The sequence below is a fragment of the Thalassotalea agariperforans genome (genome assembly GCF_053470345.1).
In genome coordinates, this window is sequence record NZ_JBQMWH010000004.1 from 209,654 (window position 1) to 229,073 (window position 19,420).

The window sequence follows — 19,420 nt, forward strand, 5'->3', positions numbered from 1 at the left end:
ACAATATGAAATTAAGACAATGGCAAGTTAGCTGTATAAATAAAGCGTTAAATCAATACTTGCATGGCCACAACCACTTTTTAACCCTAGCGACACCTGGCGCAGGTAAAACATTGATGGCTTCGGAATTGGCGGATAACTTATTAAAAAACAGGCTAATTGATTTAGTTATTTGTTTTTCCCCCTCGACTATCGTTTCACAAGATTTTAGTGAAAGTTTACAGGTAAGGATCAATGAACGATTTGATGGATTGCTGGGCGCTAAAGGACATTCGCTGACCTATCAAAATTTACAATATTTAGGTGACAACTTTTGGCAGTTATTCCACCGGTACCGAGTATTTGTAATTTTTGATGAAATTCACCACTGTGCAGGATCTAACATTGATAATGCGAATGCGTGGGGTGAACAAATAATATTGAATATTCAAGATAAGGCAGAATATACATTGGCGTTAACAGGTACGCCTTGGCGCTCAGACGCTGCACCTATCGTTCTTTCTAAATACTTACACCCTAGTAATAAAATATCGTGCGATTACATTTATGGGCTTTCTGAGGCGATTAAAGACGATGTATGTCGGGTTCCGCAGATAATTGCTATCGATAATAATAATATTTCTGTTGTTGATATTGAGGAAACGAAAACGTTTGATAGTTTTAAAGCCTTGCTTTCGCAGTCTATCATTCCTTATCAAGAAATCATTGAAAATGAAAATGTCATTAAATATGTCATTGCTTCAGCAGATAAAAAACTAAGTAATATTAGATCAGTTAACCCTGATGCTGCCGGATTAATTGTTGCGTCATCGGTAGAGCATGCACGATATATTTCAACATTAATGAAGGCTTATTTTAATGAAAATGCGGTGATGGTTACTTACCGAGAAAATGAACCTACTAAAATTATTCAACAATTTAGACATGCAAATACTAAGTGGATTATTTCTGTAGGAATGATCAGCGAGGGAACGAATATTCCCCGATTACAAATTTGTTGTCACCTGACCAATATAAAAACGGAAATGCATTTCCGGCAGATTTTAGGTCGAATACTCAGAATGACTGGTTCAAAGAGCCAAGAGGCTATTATGTATATGCCAGCTGAGCCTAAGCTCTTGGAATATGCTTATCGCGTTAAGCAAGACGTGCCTTTTGAGGCTGATGTGGTTAAGTTTGAGAAGATGAATAATCAGGTTGAAGATAATACTGATGATGCAGCTTCTGACGTTGTAACATTCGACAAAACAATAAAAATAAGCGCTAAGCCTAAATTAGAGTTTAGTGATTTTGCTAACCTTAGTGAACGTCCTGTTTTTGAAAAAGCTTATGACGTAGTTGAAGACCATTTTTTAACAAGTTCTTATGAAAAAGTGGTGAATATTTTTGGCCGGTTTCAGCAAGAGGCTATTGCTTTAGGGTTAAGTGAGTTGAGGTAGTTATGTTGACGGTAAACGAATTTAAACAGAAGCTTGTAAATTTTAATAGTCCTTATCATTTACATGTTGCTGTAGATGCTACAGATGCGGATCTATTTTACATTGTTGGCAACGGTGGTATGGGAACTACTATTTCAGTATTGATAGACAAGTTTGGGCCTGAGATAACACAAGCAGTTATGGATATGATAGCCGCTGGGCAGTTAGTTAAGGCAGAAAAAACAAGAATGTTACTTGATCAAAATGCGATCGTTTATTATTTCACTATTTTAGATAAGGTGAATGACTAATCACTCAATAGTTAATCAATTAGCTTGCTAAAGTCACGAGTATTTTTGAAAAGTTTTAGCAAAACCGATTAGATAAAAATGAGCAACGGGAGCTGTGATGAAAACATTTAAAACGGTCACAACACAAGCATTAACAACTTTAGTTTGTGATGGTTGTGGTTTACAAGCAAGTGCTAACGCCGACTATGAGTTTAATGAATTTATTTCCGTTAATCAGCGTTGTGGTTATGGCTCGATTCATGGTGATGGTAAACAGATAAACATTGATTTATGCCAGCAATGTTTTGCTGATATGTGCGGTAATAGTCTCAGGGTAACTGATGATAGCAATAGTATTACTGAGGACAATGGTATAAGTGAAACAAACCCGAGGGAATATAACAATATTTTTGAGGTGATTTGCCAAGCAAAAAATAAGACGTTACAGCTAAAAGATAGTTGCGATTTAAGGTTGGCAGCTAGGGAGATATTATCAAAAAATAAAATTGCCGATAACAATGAATTAACCACGGCTCTGAAACGTGTAGAGCAACTTTGGGATGCACAGTACCAATCAGCCGAAGGTAATGAGCTTCATCAACTTGCCAATTTGATTTGTGCTTACGAGAAAAAAGATTGGAACAGTTATTTTGAAGAAGCCCCGTTAGCGGATGATGATTTTATGCCTGGCAGGTTGGATTTTAAATCAAAGTTCTCTTGTGACGAAGAACAAACTGCAAGTGGTATGTTATCGAGTATTCCTATCAAACATGAGATTGATGATGAGGCATCAAGAGGTTCAGCTCTGGACGAGATTCGCCTTGATGATGCCAAACAACACCTGATAGAAAGTATTGTCAATGTAATGGCTAAATATCCTGAATTACGACTGGGGCAGCTATTGGTAAATGCTATGCCCCTTGAACAGCCATGCCCTGAACTTTTTTATATTGAAGATGATGAATTAGTCAAAAGACTTAATCAGCAGCAGGACTCTAAATAATTGATTGATGCCGACTGGATAAGTTAGTGATGTCTAATGAGAAAGATTAAAATGAAAAAAACAATTAAGAAGCTGAAAGTTTTTTACACTCGGATTTGTCGTCTTGCCAAGGCTTGTAATATGAGTTTTGAATTTACTCTACAAATGATAAAACTAAGAGCAGACGACAAACGGTTAACACGGAAGAAAAAGTCCCATGGCAGTTTTTTGAATTGGGATACAGCTTCAATGGATAGTTTGGGGCTAATGGTTTGTGAATGTTCAAAAAAAGACGGTGAAATTATCAAAATACAAGTGTTTATGACTAAAGAAGAATTACCTGAAGACAAACAGAATTTATGGCCAGAAAGTGCTATGCATTGAATTAGCTAAATATCGATTCTGACTACAAATCAACCAAACATCAAGTTAAAGTAGGAAAAGTGAAACGTTGAAATGGCAGCAGTTGCCACAAAGACGACCTAATTTAGTCGTGGATTTACCGCTAAAAATAGTCCGCTCTGCCACCATTGCGGTCGGTCACGTTTAAAATATTAACGATTACTTTGTGCGCTTAGCGGAAGTTACGAGTGACTCAATCAATACTTCGGCTCCTAGCCATAAACCGACATTAACTTTTGAGTTACTGAGGGCAGAACAGGTCTAAGCTACTACAACTAATTTAATTTATTTGTACTCAAAAATTCACTCTATATTGAACGTACTATTATTTTCCCTATTTCAAATAGCGGACATTAGAATCACCTTTGATGTACTAAGTTAGAGTAAAAAATCTAAGGCGGTTTCGCCCCCTTTGCGAGTTAGAAATAGATGAGATAAAGGAATTTTATAGACTGTATACTCTAAGGCTCTTCCGCCCCCAAAGCGAGATGAAAACCAATGTTTAAAACATGTCTAGTTCATTAGTGTCGATTCAAATAATGTACCTTTTAGTAAACTAAAAGTAATTACCAAGGCTCTTTTTACGTCAGCGTAAGACATTGCTAACCTTAAAAAGCAACTCAATTAAAGTTAGCATTATCTATTTACGAACTTGGATGTTATATATTTTAGCTATCAACCAACCAGTAATGCCAGCCAATAGTGTCCAGAGTATTCCTCCTACTATGACACCCATTAGAGTCATATGCCATCCCATAGTATTCCAATCTGTATGCAGCATTTTACCGCTCATATTTGACATCATGTCAGGCATAACCATTACTAAAAGTGAACAAACAATCCAAACAATGCTAAAAGATCCGGCAGATGCTATTGCAAAAGCTTTTTCGTTAAGTTTCATCATAATTCTCCCGTGGTGGCTTTCGCCACCACTTGATTAATTTTCAAGTTCAACCATATCTTTCGCTGCAATATCACCTGAAAGCAGTTTTACCGTTGCGAAGTGATCATTTACAATTTTAGTAATTTGTACCGTTCCCACTTTTTCAATAGTGTACGGATCATCACCTTCACCCGGCGCAATTTCCTCATGGAATCTAATAACACTGTATTTTTGTCCAACCTCTGCACCATGTTTGGCACCAATACAAATCAGAGTTCGATCAGTAGACTGCTCAACCACTTGGCCCCTCATCATATTTTTGTGATAAAACGCAGTATTCGAACAGCCTGCTAAAAAGATACCGAATACAACAAGCAAAAGAATTTTCATATTGGATGTTTTCATCATTTTTTCCTCATCTAACTTATTAACTGAGCAAGCTCTTTGGAAGCTTACTTATTTTTCCGGCTTGCACCCGGAGGAACTTTGTGACAACTCCACGGTTTATGAGCAGCGTTGTCTTTAACATTCTGATCAACAAATTTGTAGTAACTTTCTTTAGTGTGCGTCCACCAATCATCATGAACATCGGCACCATGTTTGCGAATAACTTCCTCAATCCCATCAAGGTTTATATTTGCCGCATCATATGCTAGGTGTATTTCACCTTCTTTGATGTTGTAACTAACTTCATCTATACCAAAAAGCTGATCAATTGATTTTACTAACTCGTCACAGTTTTCTTCTGTGACATTACTTAGTCTTAAATTTCGAACAACTAAATTCTGCTCTCTAACGCCAACTCTATGATCTAAATCGCTCATAATTTTTCTCCTAATGTTTGTGTGAATGCTGTTGATTGCTATCTTTCATTTCTTCCATTTTGCGGTTCATCTGCGGCATCATGTTCCCCATCATTTCTAAATGATGTTCAGCCATCTTGATTTGCTTATGCATTGGCATTGCTTCCATGTTTTTGTGCATGGATTGCATCATCTTCATCATTGAGCGGTGATGTTCAGCCATCATCTGCTTTTGCTTTTCAGGATCTTTTTCAGCTTTAATGGCATGGACTTCCTTTTTCATTTCCATCATTTTTGAATGCATTTTTCCCATGTTCTCATGCGACATTGCCATGCCTTGATGCATATCCGATTTGTTCGCACCTTCATGTTTATTCTCATTGTTTTGAGCAAATAAGCTTGTGGCCGCCAATAGTGAGCTGACAAATAAAATTGATTTACCTAACATTTTCATGATTTTTACCTTCTATGTTCTTATTAAAATTTGGAATCCAACTTGGTGTCGATTCCATATAGCTATGGTACTCCGAACCAAACTCGGCAATAGCTTGTGTCTCTTCGCGTTTCGCTAGCTTGACGTAAACAACGACTAAGATTGGAAACATCGCAAGTGTTGGGATGGTCGGCCACTGCAATAAAAAGCCGAACATGATTAGAATGAAAGCTACGTACTGTGGGTGACGACACCTCGCGTACCATCCTGTAGTAGCCAATTGATGGTGTTTTTGCGCGTGATGCAATACGTTCCATGCTGAAGACAACATAAAGAAACCTGCCACAATAAACACCATACTCGCTATATGAAATGGGTCCCAATGGGCATCACCTTCCAAACCAAAGAAAGTATGTAATAAGTGCCCATTTTCATGCGCAAAGAAGTTAACTTCTGGGTAATTTTCAGTTAACCATCCAGACAAAAAATAGATAGTTAAAGGAAAGCCATACATTTCAGTAAATAGGGCGACAATAAAGGCGGAGAACGCTCCTAGGCTTCGCCAATCAGTTGATGTTTTTGGTTTGACAAAACTAAAGGCAAAAAAGATAAAAATTGCTGAATTCAGTATCACCATTGACCATAAGCCATAATCATATGTCTCATTCATCACTGTTCTCCTTCTTATGCAATTCCTTGCGTCCTTCTTCTAACCCTTGTATGTAGCCATCGCGATAGGCTTCATTTTTATCCGTGAGTTCTTGAAAGCTCTCTTCCTTTTTGTCATCAGGCGCATGTGAATGATCGTGACCATGTTTGCCGTGACTGCCATGCATAAATACATGCATCAAAGGACATAACAGCAAAATTAAATAGGGAAGAAATTGCAGAACATGTTGTCCATGTTCAAAGATTAAAAAATAGGTGGCTGCGGCAATAAGCACCAATGCAGCCCAACCTGTAGGTGTTGACCAAAAATTAGGGTGTTGATTTTTCATATTGCCCTCCTAAACGACCTTTAAGACACCGCGATACATTTGCATCTGACAATGAAACTCATGCTCTCCCGGTGATAAGTTCAATAAGGTAATTTGAGTAATTTCATTTAATTTAAGCTGCTCACTTATCTCCAATGATGGAATAAGCATTGTTTCAGCGCAGGGTGATTGATCTTTGCGCATAAACTTCAGAGTGACAGGCTGGCTAGCAGACACTTGAATTGAGGATGGTGAATACACGCCATCCCTCACTTCAATGAGTACTTCACTATCTTGAACAATTGTTTTATTGGGTTTGTATAGCCAAAACCACCAAACAATCATTGCAATTAACACTAAGCCTAATAAGTTAATTATCATCATTGTGATTCTCCTAATGCTTACTTTCTATGAGTTTTGGGCTTTAAAAAAGCGAAGTCGATTTGCATTTGACACTACGGTCAATGACGAAAACGCCATTGCAGCACCAGCAATTACAGGGCTAAGCAGAATGCCAAAGAAGGGGTATAGAACCCCCGCAGCAAAAGGAATCCCGGCTACGTTATAGACAAACGCGCCAAACAAGTTTTGTTTGATATTTCGTAAAGTCGCTTTGCTTACCGCGATGGCATCAGCAAGGCCATGAAGTGAACCACGCATCAAGGTAATATCCGCGCTTTCAATCGCAACGTCTGTACCTGTGCCTATAGCAAAACCAACATCAGCTAACGCTAGCGCCGGAGCATCGTTGATGCCATCACCTGTCATACCAACGATTTCGCCACTGCCTTGTAGCTCTTTCACCTTGTTGGCTTTGTCTTCTGGCAGCACTTCAGCAAAAAACTCGCTAATGCCCGCTTTTTTGGCAACAGCGGCAGCGGTTTCCTTGTTATCCCCCGTTAGCATGATGACGCGTATACCATTGGCCTGAAGACGTTGGATAGCAGAGATTGAGTCAGACTTGATTGGATCTGCAACAGCAATTATTGCGGCAAGCTCACCATCAACAGCAAAATACATAGGTGTTTTAGCTTCTTTTGCTAAAGACTGGGCTTTTCCAACAAAGCCAGTGAGGTCTATGCCTTTTAACTTCATTAGTTTATCGTTACCGAAAAGCAGGGCTTTATTGTTGCAGTTTGCTTCTACACCAAAACCCGTGATGGCGTTAAAGGCTTCAATTTTTAGTAACTCAATATCCTTATCTAATGCACTTTCAACAATCGCTTGCGCTAAAGGGTGCTCTGAGCCGCTTTCTAAACTTGCTGCAAGCTGTAGTACGTCTTTTTCGTCAGTAGCTTTTGCTAAAACAATATCGGTTACCTTAGGTGCCCCTTCAGTAATAGTGCCCGTTTTATCTAAAATCATGGCAGTGATTTTAGAGGCGGTTTGCAGTGCTTCACCGTTTCGAATTAGCACTCCTGCTTCTGCTGCTTTTCCTACTCCGACCATAACAGACATAGGCGTTGCCAAGCCCAAAGCACACGGACAGGCAATAATGAGTACGGTAGTTGCTGAAACGATGGCAAAAGCAATTGCAGGCTCAGGTCCAAAGTTAAGCCATGCTAGCGCACTTAACACAGAGATGATCATGACAACAGGAACGAAATAAGCTGAAATAACATCGGCCAAGCGCCCAATCGGCGGTTTTGAATTTTGCGCTCGTTTGACCATATTGATGATTTGCGCAAGTGCGGTGTCTTTGCCGACGCGTGTCGCTTTAAACAAAATCATACCTGATTTGTTCAAAGTACCAGCAACAACCTCATCTTCTTCGGCTTTTTCAACAGGCATGGGTTCGCCCGTAAGCATGGACTCGTCAATAGACGTGTGTCCTTCCAATACCACACCATCGACGGGGATTTTTTCACCGGGCTTAACTTTCACAACATCATTCAGCAAAACCTGCTCAATACCAATCTGAACCTCTTTGTTATCACGAACTACTGTTGCAGTTTTAGCCTGCAAGCCGATAAGGCGCTTGATGGCTTCAGAGGTTTTTCCTCTGGCTTTTATTTCTAATGCTAGACCTAGATCAATTAAGCCGATGATCATGGCGGTAGCTTCAAAATAAACATGACGTGCCATCAATGGAACGGCGTCAGGTGCAAACACGACAACCATCGAATACACCCAAGCTGTACCTGTTCCTAAAGCTATTAGAGTGTCCATATTAGCGGAGTGATTTTTAAAGCTTTTCCAAGCGCCAACATAAAAATGCTTACCTGAAAAATACATAACACCAAAAGTTAAAATGCCTACAACCAGCCAAGACATGCGTTCAAGGTTGGTTTCAACCGTCATTTCTCCAACTACAATACTGTAGATCATCAAAGGAACACCGAGTGAAAGGGCAATAAATGTATCGCGCATTAGCTTTTTATAATATGCCCAATCAGCCGCTTCTTTCTCGTCAAGCGCATCTGTTGCAGAGCTATCATCAATTGGCTTCGCGTTATACCCCACAGACTCAACAGCTTTGATCAATTCTTCTGTTTTTGCTGTCCCAGAAACTATTACAGTCCTATCAGCAAAATTCATTTCCGCACTGACTACACCAAAAGTTGCCTTTAACGCCCCTTCAATTTTGCCTACACAGCTAGCACACCCAGCTCCTTCAATGATGAGCTGTTGGTTATGTGATACTTTCTCCAACGTATTCTCCTTACTTTTACACGAAGAGGATTGAGCTTTTGACTGACAGCAACAGCCTGATTCGGTTTCAATATTTGTATTAGTAGTCACCATTTTTCCTCCTATGCCTTTTTTATTTGTTCAAAATTTTCGATGAGATGACAAACCATGTTTGCAGTCGGTGCTTTGTCTTCCATTTCTTCCCATTGAGAAAGAGCTGAAGACATTTTTCCTCGAAGTGCCAACATTGCTTGAAACTGTTTTTCTGTCTCTTCAAGCCGCTCTTTAATAAGACTTCTGACTAATGGACATGCACTTTTACCATCTTCAGATTCATTAATAATTTCCTTGATATCTGCAACGGAAAAACCAAGGTTTCTGGCACTTAAAATGAATTTAAGTCTCGATACTTCTTTATTCGAGTATGACTTGTAGCCGTTCACTGACTTAGCAGGTTTTAACAATCCTAGTCTGGTGTAATAGCGCACCGTATCAGCAGTCGTTCCAAGGCTTTTTGCCAGCTCCGCAACTTTCATATTCACTCCTCAGTTTTTTAGCTAAGTTTGTACTCTCATCTTCAGCTTAGACCTGTGTCTAAGACACAGGTCAAGTACTAATTCTAGTGAATAAGCTAAAAACTAATTTTTTGGTAAAAGAGAAATCTCGGTCAAAATCGACAGCATTAAGTACTGTAAATTGCAATAGTTTGAGAATTTTCATAGTGCCTTTCCAAATATCGTACTAATCGTTCAAAACAATTGATTATTTAAATCAATGAATAAGTCATTCTATTTTTGATGGAAGTGGCGAAAAAAAGACGCACTGATCCTGTGATTAGCCAATAATTGGGGGACGATAAGGTAAGAGATGGATGCCAGAGGCTGGCGGGGGTATCCGTTGAATAATTAAGTCTAAGTTACTATTGTTGCTACTTTCTTCTTCCACTTGCACAAGATAGGCATTTAAATGAAAGCTTGCACAAAAACCACCTTCGCAGCAAAGACAATCACCAGCTTTACATTTTTCACATCCCTCATCAGCATGATTGTGCTTAGCATCTTGTGAATTTTCAGCGTGATGGTGACTATTGCTATCCTTTGTTTGATGATGTATATCTTTGCTTGGTTGCATAATATGCGTATCGGAAGAGTCCTTATGGTGTTCTTCACAATTCATTGGTTTGGCAACGGTAAATCCGTGCTGCGTAAGCAACAGAGTAATTACCACTATTTTAAACCACTTGAAAAGTCCAAACATTTTAATTCCTTATTTATCACCTACAATATTAGCCACTTTATAAAAATAATTTTATGATCTTGATCAAAGTTTGAACTAAAACCTACGTTCTAACCTAGCCCTTAAAGTCTGCTTCAAAACATTTTATACACACTTTTAATATACGAATTACTCTAGTACTGCTGAGTTTACTAGCACCATAGAACTTTTAAAAACAACAGCAAAGCCACCATTGATAGCCACGCTAATCAGCGCTTGGTCTTCAAAAATTATGCTGCCTAGCTTGTAGTCATGTTTGAAATCGGCCACCTCTAATTGGCTGACAATAAAAAGCTCTTCATAAATTGTTATTAAGATGCCAAAATGCCCATATTGACGTATTGCTTGCCTAAATTGTTGAGTATCATTGAGCCACGACATGATTCTCCTTTCTATACTAGGTTGCTTCCAATAAGTAGCTAATCGTTTTTGTTGTGGCGTAGCACTCTCATAGATAGTTTCGAGATCATTTAACAAGGTTTGCAGTAAAGATTCCGCAAGTAAGCTTGACTTCACCATTAAGGAGGAAATGGATTCATTTTGTCCTACTTCAAATTGTTCTTGGAGTAAGATATCTCCGCCATCAAGCATATATGTGATTTTGTGTATGCTTACACCTGCAAATTCTGGTAGATCCACAATGTAAGTTAATGGCGTAGGGCCTCTACCTTTAGGTAAAAGTGAGGGATGAATATTAAAGGCATATTTTATATCTGTTATGGGCAGTCTATATCCATAGTCAGCAACGACAAAAAGAGTTACTCCAGATTTTATATATTCATCAAGTTCTTCTTTAGTCGGTCTTAAAGAATGTGTCATTATCTTATGTATGCCACAAATTCGTTTAACGATACTTGCGTTTTCCTCTACATCATTAATATAAACAGCTTCAACACTAAAGCCTTGGTTAACCATAAATGTTAAACAGTTTGAAAAGAGATTATTTCCGAAATAGAGGACTTTCATATTCAATTGATCCATTCGATAGCGCTAAAGCCAGCAAAAATCAAAGGTTGGTGAAGTAAATAAATCAGTAAAGAGTGTTGACTAAGCAATGTCAAATAAGGGTTTATCGCATGTTGATTGGCGGGAGCCAGACGAAAGATTCGGAAATTTGCAGCCCAGATACCGAGCAAGGGCAAAGCCAACCAAGGAAAAAGAGTAACCAAGTCACTAGGATGTTTTGAAATATATTGTTCAATATAGCTAAAAGGCCAATTCCACGGTATTTCTATCGCTATGTATGCGCTAAAAATAAATAAAGATAGCAGCAAAGCAAGTTTAGGTTTCCCCACCAACCAAACTAATAGAAGTGTTGCAACTGCTATGAAGTGTAAAATACCAAAGTAAATCCAATGTTCTGGCAAGGTAAATAGTGAGGATAAAGTCACTAGTAACGCAGCACTAGATATCTTAACCGTTCGCCAAGCTAATTTCTTCGCTGATATACCACCTTGATAGGAATAAACCAGACTGGCACCAACAGAAAACAAGAACAAACTTACAATTATTGCTCTTAGCTCTTTCCAGAAAAAGCCGTTAGGTATGTCTGTTCTAATATAACCAAAATAGTTTAAATCCCAGACAAAATGAAAAGCTACCATCAATATAATTGCGGTAGCTCTCATTAAATCAATGTAGTTATTTCTTCGCATTAAAGCCAAAACTTGATACCAGCAACAAATGCAGTATCACGAGTATTTTTCCCATTTAACTTAGCAAAGTCGGCTGTATTACCAAATTTATTTGTCCACTCAACGCCAACATAGGGAGCAAACTGGCGGGTAAACTCATAACGAACCCGAAAACCAATAGCACTGCTAGACAAGCCACTACCAAGGTTATTTTGGACGTCATCCTTACCGTAAAGCGTCAACTCTGCTCGTGGTTGAACAATTAACTTTTGAGTAAGTAATAGCTCATACTCAGCTTCGATCGAAAATGCACTATTACCTTGCTCTCCTAAATACGCAGTCATATCAATTTCAAACCAGTAGGGGGCTAGACCTTGTAAACCAAAAGCTAGCCATTTGCGGTTTTCACCTTCGTTATTGTAATCAAGTCGAATACCGACTTGTGTATCCCAATAAGCAGATATTGCGTGGCCCCATAGAAAATCTGTTTGGTTCTCCTCTAAATTACCTTCGCTAAAATCTCCTTCAGTTTTGATGACTAATCTATCAAAAGTAGTGCCATACCATGCCTGAAAGTCAAAAACACCTGCGTTTGTTTGCTCATTATATTCAAGACGATCCCCTAGTAGCGCGTAAAATGAATGCTCATCTGCCAAAGTCAGTCGTTTGTCGCTACTGAGTGCATAAGGGCCTTCAGTCAAAGTTGTACCTGCTGCATAAGCATGGGGGTCTCTAGCATCTTTAGGTGCATCTCCACCTTGTGCTTGCATTTTAGGATCACCCATCTCAGTCATCTCATCTTTTGCAGATACAGATACACTTATAAGGGGCAAACCTATTAATAATAGTCTTAAGGTATTGGTTAGTATTAATTTTTTCATGATACAACTACCTCTCTAAACATACCTGCATCCATGTGGAATAATAAATGGCAATGCCATGCCCAGCGACCTACGTCATGAGGTGTTGTTAAAAAACTAATTCTTTGCGCTGGTTGTACAGGGATAGTATGGCGACGAACCTGTACATCACCTTTTTCATTCTCCAAATCGCTCCACATACCATGCAGGTGCATGGGATGTGTCATCATTGTATCGTTTTGTAAAATAACTCTTAAACGTTGATTATGCTTCATGTGAACTGGCGTGCTTTTTCCAAATTCCAAGCCATCAAATGACCAGCTATAACGCTCCATGTTTCCAGTTAAATGTAATTCAATTTCAGCCTCTGGCTCTTGCTGGTTTGTAATTCCCTCAAGAGAATGTAAATCTGCAAGTGTTAAAACACGGCGTCCATTTTTACGTAAACCTATACCGGGATCATCAAGGTTTGTTCTAGGCATATCAACACGCATATCAACAGAAGCTCCATACTCTGTTTTTGCATGACGCACTTTAGTGCTAGCAACAGCTAATGGGTTTTTAGTCATTCCATGTTTACTATGATCCATTGCCATCGCTCCATGACCCATTGCACTATGATCCATTTTATTAGAATTCATGCCCGACATACCTGCCGTATCAGCCATTGTAGAATGCACACTATCATGGGTCATATTGCCCATCATATCTGTCATCGTTAACCACTCAACGGGGTCTAAAGAAGGTACTGGTGCATCAACGTTAGGTACCATTGATAAAGTACCTTTAGCATAACCTGAGCGATCCATGCTTTGTGCAAAAATCGTATATGCATCATTTTTTGGCTCGACAAGTACATCATAAGTTTCACCGGGACCAAATCTAAATTCATCTACTGTCACAGGTTCAACATTTTGTCCATCAGCTTGTACAACTGTTAACTTCAGCTCAGGTATTCTTACATCAAAAAACGTATTGCTAGAACCGTTAATAAATCTAAGCCTAACCTTTTCGCCAGCTTTAAACATTCCACGCCAGTTTGTCAAAGGCGCACAACCATTCATTAAAAAAGTCATTGCAGATGCTGATAAGTCTGCAAGATCTGTAGGGTTCATTCTCATTTTATTCCACATTTCCCGGCGTTGTAGCGCATTTGAAACGCTGCTATTTGAAATGTCATCAAAAAACTCTGGAACAGTAGGTTGATTAAAGTTAAATACATCGCTCTGTACTTTTAACTTGCGAAACAAATCCATTGGGTCATCATCAGTCCAATCAGACAATTGGATGACATGCTCATTGTCAGCACTAATAATATCCTTTTCTCTTGGCTCAATAATTAATGCGCCGTACATACCTGTCATTTCTTGAAAGCCACTGTGTGAGTGATACCAATATGTGCCGCTTTGTTGCAGCTTAAATTTATAAACAAAGGTTTCACCCGGCATTATACCTTTAAAGCTAATACCCGGTACGCCATCCATTTGATACGGAAGAATGATCCCATGCCAATGAATTGAACTCGGCACTGATAATTTATTAGTTACCCTGATAGTAACGTCATCACCTTCTCTGAGGCGCAAGGTAGGAGCTGGTATTGAGCCATTGATTGTTGTAGCCATTCTTACAACACCTGTGAAGTTTACTGGTGACTCATCTATCACTAAATCTATTACTTCTCCACTTAGTTCGGGCGCAGTACCTGTTGAAGTTCCAGCAATCAAAGATGAAGCTGCATGAAGAACACTTGGAAAAGCAGCTAATACACCGCCAGCAATTACACCTTGTACAAAGCGTCTACGTGGCGTAGAAACTTGATGTAATGGACTTTTAATTCTCATTTTGTACTCCGTTATTTAACCAATAAATTAATGTGACCAATGAATGTGCTTAATCTTCCATTCACCATTTTGTTTTTCCAGCACCATCGTTTCCATGCCTTGATAATCGCGTTCAACACCTTTATGAGTACCTGTAGTTTGACTACGCGACGCAGAGATAGCGGTATTTCCAAGTATCGTCACTTGATGTTCAAGTGTGTCGCTCTTCATCGCTGCTAAATACTTCATATCCGACAACATATGATGATGAGCATATTCATCAGCGCTCCTTTCAACGCGGCCTCACTCGAAAATGGTGACATCATCCGCTAACTGCGCTCTAGCCTGTTTTTGATTGCCAGTTTCAAGTGCTTGATGAAATGCCAAAACAACTTTTGCGGCAGGGGTATCTATACCTTTAAATAAACCTTTGTCTTTGTTCTTATCACCATGAGCGTTTGCTGCGAAACTAAACGTCATTAATAAAACGAGTAATATATTTATTGTTTTCATTTTCATTCTCTCTTTTAGGTTTTAATTTGCAGGGCCAACAACACTAGTAAGCCCAGCCGTTACAGATAAAATGGCAAAAGCTACTACCATTTCTATCGAGATAGATTTAGATAAAGCCTCTCTGCCTTGACTATTTTTAAGTTGTGGAACGAGTATTAGTTTATGTTTAGCAGCAAGTGCCAAAATAGACACTACAAGGGCCAATTTAAACAACAGTGTTTGTCCGTAACTTGAGCTTATTAGTGCGTCAAGACTTCCGACCAATTGAATCACGAGCCAGAGGCCTGCTACCAACAATAGGCTCAATGTAAAACTTGCTTGTTTGCCAAAGCTTTCCATCAGCAAATGAAGTTCTGCATAACTTAGCTGATGGCAAGCCTGTTTTAGTGGCAATAACGCCCCAAACCACCATGCCATAACGAGCACATGCAAAATAAGCAAGCCTTTTTCAATTGTGCCTAACTCAGAAATATGACCCAGTAACGTGAATGAGTATGCAAGGATTAATAAACTCAACATTAAAGCGCTTTGTTTTAAGTACGAGTTCACAGCGAGTTTGAACCTTAAAGCTAAAGCGATTATTGCGGTAACTAGCCCAAGCGCTCGAAGCAAAGCTCCAGTGCCGACAGAGGAGTCCCACATAATAGCCAATATATCAGCGTCTATCGCCCCCTGAATTCCCTCTTCTGCCATTGCACCAGTACTGGCAAAGAACCAAGTAATATTAGCGATCAAAGCCATAACTATATAAGTTCTTGTCCACGTTAAATTCGCTATTACAGCATTAGTATGAGATTCATTATTCTCAAATATTTGCCTGAAAAATGTATAACCTGCAATACAGGCAAAGCCGACGTAAAATACAATTTTTGACAGTACAATGACTGTATTCCAGATATACATTTCCATATCAATCACACCGCCTATTTTAGTGAACCATAAAGCCGAAGCTATGTTTCATTTTATGACCATCGTTACCTAAGAAGGTTACATCCACAGCGTAGTTTGCAGGAGCTAATTTAGGTAGTTTCCATGTAAATTTGCTAGTAGCGACTTTAGAAGGCTCGAATCCAAATTTAAATTCTTCGCCTTGTTTATTGGCCAATGAAACTTTTACAACCCGTACCTCTTTGGTGAACACCAAAGTTAACTCTTCTGGAGGATTCATTAGCATTGCATTATCAGCAGGCACACTTTTTTCAAGATGCACATGCGCAAATACCGCACTACTAAAAACGACACTGATTACGGTTAAAAATTTAATTAGTTTTTTCATATTTACCTCTATTTTAGTTTATTGAAATTGCTATTTATGGTTTCTTAACTTCGCTAAGCATTACTTTTTAGCTCCGCCTTAGAAAGCTCCTTGTTAAAGGCGTTTAATTCTGGCTTTTTAACGATTGAGTAAATTACTGGGAGCACAATAAGAGTGAGTAGCACAGCACTTGTCATTCCGCCTACCATAGGTGCAGCAATACGACTCATAACCTCCGAACCTGTTCCTGTACCATATAAAATGGGCATCAAGCCGATAATGATTGTTGCAACTGTCATCATTACTGGACGAACTCGTAAGCCTGCACCGTGCAATAATGCATCTTGATATGCATCATCAGAGATAGGTTCAGCTCGCTCTTCAGCTTTTTCCTTAAGCTCAGCAAGTGCCTGATTGAGATAGACCAACATTATCACACCAATCTCAACCGCTACCCCAGCTAGAGCAATAAAGCCCACGCCAACAGCCACAGAGAAGTTAAACCCTTCCAGATACATCAACCATAAGCCACCAATCATCGCCATCGGCAAGGTAACGATAATGATAGCCACCTCACTAAACGCTCTGAAGTTTAAGTAAAGTAGAATAACAATAATGGCGAGTGTTAAAGGCAATACATAGGTGAGCTTTTCTTTCGCTCTTTCCATATATTCGTATTGCCCAGCCCAAGTAATTGAATAACCTGCTGGTAGTTTTAGTTTATTAGCCAAGTGTATTTTTGCACTTTCAACATAAGTACCTACGTCAACACCGTCTATGTCGATAAACGTCCAGCCATTTAATCGAGCATTTTCACTCTTAATCCCCGGCGGACCATTTTCTACTCGGATATCTGCGACATCACCTAGTGCAATGCGTTGACCACTTGGTGTTACAACAGGTAATCGTGATAGCTGCTCAGGAGAGTCTCGATAGTCTTGCGGATAGCGTAAGTTAACAGGGTAACGCTCTTGACCTTCTACCGTTTGGGTAACGTTCATACCACCAATAGCTGTAGAAACCACTTGTTGAACATCTTCGATGTTTAACCCAAAGCGACTTGCCTTATCGCGTGAAATATCAACCTTGATATATCGTCCACCTGCAACTCGCTCTGAGTAAACTGATGCTGTGCCTGTAACTTCGGGTAAAATTTGCTCTATTTGTTGGCCGATTTCCTGAATCACATCAAGCTCTGGTCCGGCGACTTTAATACCCACAGGCGTTTTTATGCCTGTTGCTAACATGTCGATTCGGGTCTTGATTGGCATAACCCAAGCATTCGTTAAGCCCGGAAACTTAACCAATTTATCAAACTCAGCTTTTAACGATTCAGTAGTCACACCTTCTCGCCACTGCTCTTGTGGCTTCAATTGAATAAAGGTTTCAATCATGGTTAAAGGTGCAGGATCGGTTGCAGTTTCAGCTCTTCCTACTTTACCAAATACAGTTTCAACTTCTGGCACAGTGCGAATAAGCTTGTCTGTTTGCTGCAATAACTCCCTTGCTTTACCAATTGAAATACCGGGATAGGTAGTAGGCATATACATGAGATCGCCTTCATCCAATGGCGGAATGAATTCACTACCAATTTTATCGACAGGCCAAAAGCCAACGATAGTCACTAATATTGCTGCTACTATTGTCGATTTTGGAAACTTCATGACTTGCTTTAAAACAGGCATGTAGATAGCAATCAATAATCGGTTTAACGGGTTTTTCTTTTCAGAAACAACTTTGCCTCGAATAAAGTAGCCCATCAAAACAGGCACCAATGTGATCGCCAAACCTGCTGATGCCGCCATTGCATAGGTTTTTGTATAGGCGAGCGGAGAGAACATTCTTCCTTCTTGCGCTTCCAAGATAAATACAGGTAAGAATGAGACTGTAATGATCAGTAAGCTAAAAAATAGTGCAGGGCCTACTTCACTCGCAGCCTTAGCAACAATTTGCCAGCGATTTTCATCTGTTAGTGGTGTTTTCTCCATATGCTTGTGCATATTTTCAATCATCACTATTGCACCATCAGTCATCGCACCAATCGCAATAGCGATACCGCCTAAAGACATAATGTTGGCATTGATGCCTTGCATATACATGATAATGAACGACACCAAGATACCTAATGGCAGAGTAACAACTGCCACAATAGATGAGCGAAGATGAAATAGGAAAGCCACACAGACAATAGCAACGACTGCAAGCTCCTCTAGCAACTTGCTCCAAAGATTATCAACAGCACGATCTATTAACTTCGATCTGTCATAGACAGGAACAATCTCCACCCCCTCTGGTAAAGAAGATTTGAGCGACTCAAGCTTTTCTTTTACCCCATTTATGGTTTGTTGAGCGTTTTCACCAAAGCGCATAACGACAACACCACCAACAACTTCGCCTTCGCCATTAAGTTCTGCGATACCACGGCGCATTTGAGGCCCTAAATTTACGGTAGCAACATCACCAATACGCAATGGCGTGCCTTGCTCGTTAATACCAAGTGGAATTTTCTCTATGTCTCCAACTGATTGAATATATCCCGTAGCAGTAACCATATATTCAGCTTCCGCCATTTCCACAACGGATGCGCCAGTTTCTTTATTGCCTCGTTTAAGTGCCATTTGGATATGACTTAACGGCACGTTATAAGCTCTGAGCTTGTCGGGATCGACTTGTACCTGATATTGCTTAACCATACCGCCAACGGCGGAAACCTCAGACACGCCCGGAACAGTTTGTAGTTCATACTTTAAAAACCAGTCTTGAATACTTCTTAATTGGCTTAGATCATGGTTTCCTGACTTATCTGTTAAAGCGTAGATGTATACCCAACCCACACCTGTCGCATCAGGTCCTAATTGTGGTTTTGCCGAATCAGGCAGGCTTGATGCTACTTGGCTTAAGTATTCAAGTACTCTGCTTCTAGCCCAATACAAATCAGTATCATCATCAAAAATGATATAGACGTAGGAATCACCAAAAAATGAGTAACCACGAACAGTTTGCGCTCCCGGTACTGACAACATGGCTGTAGTAAGGGGAAACGTCACTTGATCTTGCACTACTTGTGGTGCCTGTCCCGGATAGCTCGTCTTAATTATCACCTGCACATCAGAAAGATCGGGGAGTGCATCTACTGGTGTTTTTTGTAATGAATACAAACCACCAAACGCGATAATTAAGGTAATCAACAAAACAAAGAAACGATTGCCGATAGACCATCTAATAATTGATTCAATCATTATTT

At 39.5% G+C, this 19,420-nt stretch carries 21 protein-coding genes and 1 pseudogene; 4 read left to right on the plus strand and 18 right to left on the minus strand.

All coding sequences use genetic code 11. The features are described 5' to 3' along the window. Positions 1 to 5 precede the first annotated feature (5 nt). The 4 genes from ACSLUO_RS08175 to ACSLUO_RS08190 all read left to right on the plus strand — a co-directional run bounded on the left by ACSLUO_RS08175 (position 6) and on the right by ACSLUO_RS08190 (position 3,074). Entirely contained in the window at positions 6 to 1,439 is a 1,434-nt protein-coding gene (locus tag ACSLUO_RS08175) for a DEAD/DEAH box helicase (RefSeq protein WP_448247831.1), read from the plus strand. Between the two features lie 2 nt (positions 1,440 to 1,441). Continuing rightward, positions 1,442 to 1,729, plus strand: coding sequence for a hypothetical protein (locus ACSLUO_RS08180; RefSeq protein ID WP_448247833.1), 288 nt, complete (start codon positions 1,442 to 1,444; stop codon positions 1,727 to 1,729). Between the two features lie 97 nt (positions 1,730 to 1,826). Continuing rightward, complete coding sequence (locus ACSLUO_RS08185; RefSeq protein WP_448247835.1) at positions 1,827 to 2,711, plus strand: hypothetical protein; 885 nt, start codon at positions 1,827 to 1,829, stop codon at positions 2,709 to 2,711. 51 nt (positions 2,712 to 2,762) lie between these two features. Further along, the gene (locus ACSLUO_RS08190) at positions 2,763 to 3,074 is read left to right on the plus strand and encodes a hypothetical protein (protein ID WP_448247836.1); all 312 of its coding nucleotides are present in this window, start codon (positions 2,763 to 2,765) and stop codon (positions 3,072 to 3,074) included. A gap of 658 nt (positions 3,075 to 3,732) precedes the next feature. On the opposite strand, the gene ACSLUO_RS08195 is transcribed toward ACSLUO_RS08190, so the two are convergent. The 18 genes and pseudogenes from ACSLUO_RS08195 to ACSLUO_RS08280 all read right to left on the minus strand — a co-directional run bounded on the left by ACSLUO_RS08195 (position 3,733) and on the right by ACSLUO_RS08280 (position 19,415). Beyond that, positions 3,733 to 3,996, minus strand: a complete 264-nt coding sequence (locus ACSLUO_RS08195; RefSeq protein ID WP_448247838.1) for a DUF5676 family membrane protein — start codon at positions 3,994 to 3,996, stop codon at positions 3,733 to 3,735. Between the two features lie 33 nt (positions 3,997 to 4,029). Continuing rightward, positions 4,030 to 4,275: a hypothetical protein gene (locus tag ACSLUO_RS08200; RefSeq protein WP_448247840.1), complete on the minus strand. Its 246-nt coding sequence runs from the start codon at positions 4,273 to 4,275 to the stop codon at positions 4,030 to 4,032. A gap of 152 nt (positions 4,276 to 4,427) precedes the next feature. Continuing rightward, positions 4,428 to 4,799, minus strand: a complete 372-nt coding sequence (locus tag ACSLUO_RS08205) for a cation transporter (RefSeq protein WP_448247842.1) — start codon at positions 4,797 to 4,799, stop codon at positions 4,428 to 4,430. 10 nt (positions 4,800 to 4,809) lie between these two features. Continuing rightward, positions 4,810 to 5,232 (minus strand): hypothetical protein, encoded by a 423-nt coding sequence (locus ACSLUO_RS08210; RefSeq protein ID WP_448247844.1) that lies wholly within the window; start codon positions 5,230 to 5,232, stop codon positions 4,810 to 4,812. Continuing rightward, positions 5,216 to 5,881 carry a methyltransferase family protein gene (locus tag ACSLUO_RS08215; protein ID WP_184424896.1) on the minus strand — a complete coding sequence of 222 codons (666 nt, stop codon included), beginning with the start codon at positions 5,879 to 5,881 and terminating at the stop codon, positions 5,216 to 5,218. Before ACSLUO_RS08215 ends, ACSLUO_RS08210 begins: the two co-directional genes overlap by 17 nt. After that, positions 5,874 to 6,209 (minus strand): DUF2933 domain-containing protein, encoded by a 336-nt coding sequence (locus ACSLUO_RS08220; RefSeq protein WP_254856203.1) that lies wholly within the window; start codon positions 6,207 to 6,209, stop codon positions 5,874 to 5,876. Before ACSLUO_RS08220 ends, ACSLUO_RS08215 begins: the two co-directional genes overlap by 8 nt. Before the next feature lie 9 nt (positions 6,210 to 6,218). Further along, positions 6,219 to 6,572 (minus strand): cupredoxin domain-containing protein, encoded by a 354-nt coding sequence (locus ACSLUO_RS08225; protein ID WP_029773135.1) that lies wholly within the window; start codon positions 6,570 to 6,572, stop codon positions 6,219 to 6,221. Positions 6,573 to 6,596: 24 nt separating this feature from the next. Next, on the minus strand, positions 6,597 to 8,840 hold the full coding sequence (locus ACSLUO_RS08230) for a heavy metal translocating P-type ATPase (protein WP_448247948.1): 2,244 nt from the start codon (positions 8,838 to 8,840) through the stop codon (positions 6,597 to 6,599). Between the two features lie 101 nt (positions 8,841 to 8,941). Next, positions 8,942 to 9,355 (minus strand): MerR family transcriptional regulator, encoded by a 414-nt coding sequence (locus ACSLUO_RS08235; RefSeq protein WP_016708244.1) that lies wholly within the window; start codon positions 9,353 to 9,355, stop codon positions 8,942 to 8,944. A gap of 298 nt (positions 9,356 to 9,653) precedes the next feature. Then, on the minus strand, positions 9,654 to 10,076 hold the full coding sequence (locus ACSLUO_RS08240) for a hypothetical protein (RefSeq protein ID WP_448247846.1): 423 nt from the start codon (positions 10,074 to 10,076) through the stop codon (positions 9,654 to 9,656). 147 nt (positions 10,077 to 10,223) lie between these two features. Further along, positions 10,224 to 11,075: a formyltransferase family protein gene (locus ACSLUO_RS08245; protein ID WP_448247848.1), complete on the minus strand. Its 852-nt coding sequence runs from the start codon at positions 11,073 to 11,075 to the stop codon at positions 10,224 to 10,226. Further along, positions 11,063 to 11,749 (minus strand): heparan-alpha-glucosaminide N-acetyltransferase, encoded by a 687-nt coding sequence (locus tag ACSLUO_RS08250; protein ID WP_448247950.1) that lies wholly within the window; start codon positions 11,747 to 11,749, stop codon positions 11,063 to 11,065. The genes ACSLUO_RS08245 and ACSLUO_RS08250 overlap by 13 nt, the downstream gene beginning before the upstream one ends. Further along, positions 11,749 to 12,609, minus strand: coding sequence for a copper resistance protein B (locus ACSLUO_RS08255; protein ID WP_448247849.1), 861 nt, complete (start codon positions 12,607 to 12,609; stop codon positions 11,749 to 11,751). The genes ACSLUO_RS08250 and ACSLUO_RS08255 overlap by 1 nt, the downstream gene beginning before the upstream one ends. Then, positions 12,606 to 14,429 (minus strand): copper resistance system multicopper oxidase, encoded by a 1,824-nt coding sequence (locus tag ACSLUO_RS08260; protein ID WP_448247851.1) that lies wholly within the window; start codon positions 14,427 to 14,429, stop codon positions 12,606 to 12,608. The genes ACSLUO_RS08255 and ACSLUO_RS08260 overlap by 4 nt, the downstream gene beginning before the upstream one ends. A 27-nt stretch (positions 14,430 to 14,456) precedes the next feature. Further along, a pseudogene (locus ACSLUO_RS08265) lies at positions 14,457 to 14,927 on the minus strand (DUF4440 domain-containing protein). Positions 14,928 to 14,942: 15 nt separating this feature from the next. Then, on the minus strand, positions 14,943 to 15,830 hold the full coding sequence (locus ACSLUO_RS08270; protein ID WP_024596191.1) for a CopD family protein: 888 nt from the start codon (positions 15,828 to 15,830) through the stop codon (positions 14,943 to 14,945). 19 nt (positions 15,831 to 15,849) lie between these two features. Continuing rightward, complete coding sequence (locus ACSLUO_RS08275) at positions 15,850 to 16,197, minus strand: copper resistance CopC family protein (RefSeq protein ID WP_010558032.1); 348 nt, start codon at positions 16,195 to 16,197, stop codon at positions 15,850 to 15,852. Positions 16,198 to 16,250: 53 nt separating this feature from the next. Then, the gene (locus tag ACSLUO_RS08280; RefSeq protein ID WP_448247853.1) at positions 16,251 to 19,415 is read right to left on the minus strand and encodes an efflux RND transporter permease subunit; all 3,165 of its coding nucleotides are present in this window, start codon (positions 19,413 to 19,415) and stop codon (positions 16,251 to 16,253) included. Positions 19,416 to 19,420 lie beyond the last annotated feature (5 nt).

Bases quoted from the DNA above. Each gene is read 5' to 3' on its own strand.
- ACSLUO_RS08175 (WP_448247831.1), top strand. From the start codon at position 6: ATGAAATTAAGACAATGGCAAGTTAGCTGTATAAATAAAGCGTTAAAT.
- ACSLUO_RS08180 (WP_448247833.1), top strand. From the start codon at position 1,442: ATGTTGACGGTAAACGAATTTAAACAGAAGCTTGTAAATTTTAATAGT.
- ACSLUO_RS08185 (WP_448247835.1), top strand. From the start codon at position 1,827: ATGAAAACATTTAAAACGGTCACAACACAAGCATTAACAACTTTAGTT.
- ACSLUO_RS08190 (WP_448247836.1), top strand. From the start codon at position 2,763: ATGAAAAAAACAATTAAGAAGCTGAAAGTTTTTTACACTCGGATTTGT.
- ACSLUO_RS08195 (WP_448247838.1), bottom strand. From the start codon at position 3,996: ATGATGAAACTTAACGAAAAAGCTTTTGCAATAGCATCTGCCGGATCT.
- ACSLUO_RS08205 (WP_448247842.1), bottom strand. From the start codon at position 4,799: ATGAGCGATTTAGATCATAGAGTTGGCGTTAGAGAGCAGAATTTAGTT.
- ACSLUO_RS08210 (WP_448247844.1), bottom strand. From the start codon at position 5,232: ATGAAAATGTTAGGTAAATCAATTTTATTTGTCAGCTCACTATTGGCG.
- ACSLUO_RS08215 (WP_184424896.1), bottom strand. From the start codon at position 5,881: ATGAATGAGACATATGATTATGGCTTATGGTCAATGGTGATACTGAAT.
- ACSLUO_RS08220 (WP_254856203.1), bottom strand. From the start codon at position 6,209: ATGAAAAATCAACACCCTAATTTTTGGTCAACACCTACAGGTTGGGCT.
- ACSLUO_RS08225 (WP_029773135.1), bottom strand. From the start codon at position 6,572: ATGATGATAATTAACTTATTAGGCTTAGTGTTAATTGCAATGATTGTT.
- ACSLUO_RS08235 (WP_016708244.1), bottom strand. From the start codon at position 9,355: ATGAAAGTTGCGGAGCTGGCAAAAAGCCTTGGAACGACTGCTGATACG.
- ACSLUO_RS08240 (WP_448247846.1), bottom strand. From the start codon at position 10,076: ATGTTTGGACTTTTCAAGTGGTTTAAAATAGTGGTAATTACTCTGTTG.
- ACSLUO_RS08245 (WP_448247848.1), bottom strand. From the start codon at position 11,075: ATGGATCAATTGAATATGAAAGTCCTCTATTTCGGAAATAATCTCTTT.
- ACSLUO_RS08250 (WP_448247950.1), bottom strand. From the start codon at position 11,749: ATGCGAAGAAATAACTACATTGATTTAATGAGAGCTACCGCAATTATA.
- ACSLUO_RS08255 (WP_448247849.1), bottom strand. From the start codon at position 12,609: ATGAAAAAATTAATACTAACCAATACCTTAAGACTATTATTAATAGGT.
- ACSLUO_RS08260 (WP_448247851.1), bottom strand. From the start codon at position 14,429: ATGAGAATTAAAAGTCCATTACATCAAGTTTCTACGCCACGTAGACGC.
- ACSLUO_RS08270 (WP_024596191.1), bottom strand. From the start codon at position 15,830: ATGGAAATGTATATCTGGAATACAGTCATTGTACTGTCAAAAATTGTA.
- ACSLUO_RS08275 (WP_010558032.1), bottom strand. From the start codon at position 16,197: ATGAAAAAACTAATTAAATTTTTAACCGTAATCAGTGTCGTTTTTAGT.
- ACSLUO_RS08280 (WP_448247853.1), bottom strand. From the start codon at position 19,415: ATGATTGAATCAATTATTAGATGGTCTATCGGCAATCGTTTCTTTGTT.